Genomic DNA, 1,503 nt, shown 5'->3' with positions numbered 1-1,503 from the left:
ATCCGCGACCCGACCGGACCAAACGGATTCGCTACAAACCGCCCCGCCGTCAACCCCGGACGATTCAAATACCCACGAGCCAACCCCGCACCCGCAAGGAACAATTCTCCTGCAACTCCAACGGGTACCGGCTCCAACCCTCCATCCAACACAAACACCTGCGTATTGGTGATGGGACGGCCGATCGGGATTGTGGCTTCGTTATCACTTGGGCATGAGGGCCAGTGAGTCACGTCGACGGATACCTCGGTGGGGCCATAGAGGTTATGCAGTTCCACATCAAGGATTTGATGAACGCGCCTTGCAGACTCTGCAGGCAGCGCCTCGCCACTGCATATGATGCGTCGCAGGGTGACGCATTCTGCAGCGCGTGGAGAACTGAGAAATTCTTCCAGCATCGAAGGGACGAAGTGAATGGTGGTGACGCTCTCACGCTTGATCAGGTCGGCGAGGTAGGAGGGGTCGCGATGACCGTCCGGTTTCGCGATTATCTCTGTAGCTCCGGCAATGAGTGGCCAGAAGAGCTCCCACACCGATACATCGAACCCCGATGGAGTTTTCTGCAGGACCCGGTCGTCTTCCCTTAGTTGGTACTGATCCTGCATCCAAAGCAGGCGGTTCACGATTCCCGAGTGGGGTATTACTACCCCCTTCGGGCGGCCGGTGGACCCAGAGGTGTAGATGACATAGGCGGGATGGTGGGGCAGAACCGGAGCGCCGATGGCGGCGCTGTGTCCTGCGTCCACTAGGGGCAGGTCACCTGCCAGTTTCTCGTACACCTCTTGCGTGATAGTCAGAGCAGGGTGCGCGTCCTGGAGCATGTAGCGGACTCTGTCATCAGGGTAACTAGGATCGATGGGAAGATATGCGCCTCCCGCTTTGAGTATGGCGCACAAGGTTATGAGCAGCTCGAGTGAACGCGGAATGGCGACCGCGACGATAGCTTCTGGACCCACACCATTGGCCCGCAGGGCTTCCGCAAGGTGGGACGAGTGCGATTCAAGATCGGCGTAGCTGAGACTTTCCCCTTCAAAGATCACTGCCATCGCATCGGGGGATCTGGAAACTTGCGCACTGAGAAGCTCTGGAAGGGTAAACGGCGAAAGTAGCGGGGAGCTACCTCCGTTCCAGTCCCTCAGGACTAGTTGGCGTTCATTAGGCGAGAGTCGACTGGCTTCACTCAAGCGCTGATTGGTGTTGTCTGCGATGGAGTTGAGGAGCCGATGGAAGAGTTCCGATACTCTCTCGATCGTGCTGCGGTTGAAAATATCAGTCGCATATTTGATCACGCCTGTGAGCGCACCGGAGTGCACCTCGTCTATGAAGATTGCTAGGTCGAACTTAGCGCTGTCGATGCCCACCGGATGGAGTGCCGAGCGGGTGTCAGCGAGGTTGGCGTTGTGATGGGTGGTGTTTTGGAGGACGAGCATGGTTTGGAAGAGGGGGTGGCGGGCGAGGCTGCGGGGCGGGTTGAGGATCTCCACCAGGCGCTCGAAGGGGAGG

At 58.3% G+C, this 1,503-nt stretch carries 1 protein-coding gene; it reads right to left on the bottom strand.

The window, feature by feature from the left end:
* A partial coding sequence (locus ACZ60Q_RS35995; protein ID WP_469641834.1) for a non-ribosomal peptide synthetase occupies positions 1-1,484 on the bottom strand: 1,484 nt, incomplete at its 3' end.
* Positions 1,485-1,503 lie beyond the last annotated feature (19 nt).

The organism is Streptomyces sp. NPDC104313, from assembly GCF_055583985.1.
Note: the sequence above shows the minus strand (reverse complement) of the source record. Positions and strands in the feature narration are given on the sequence as shown.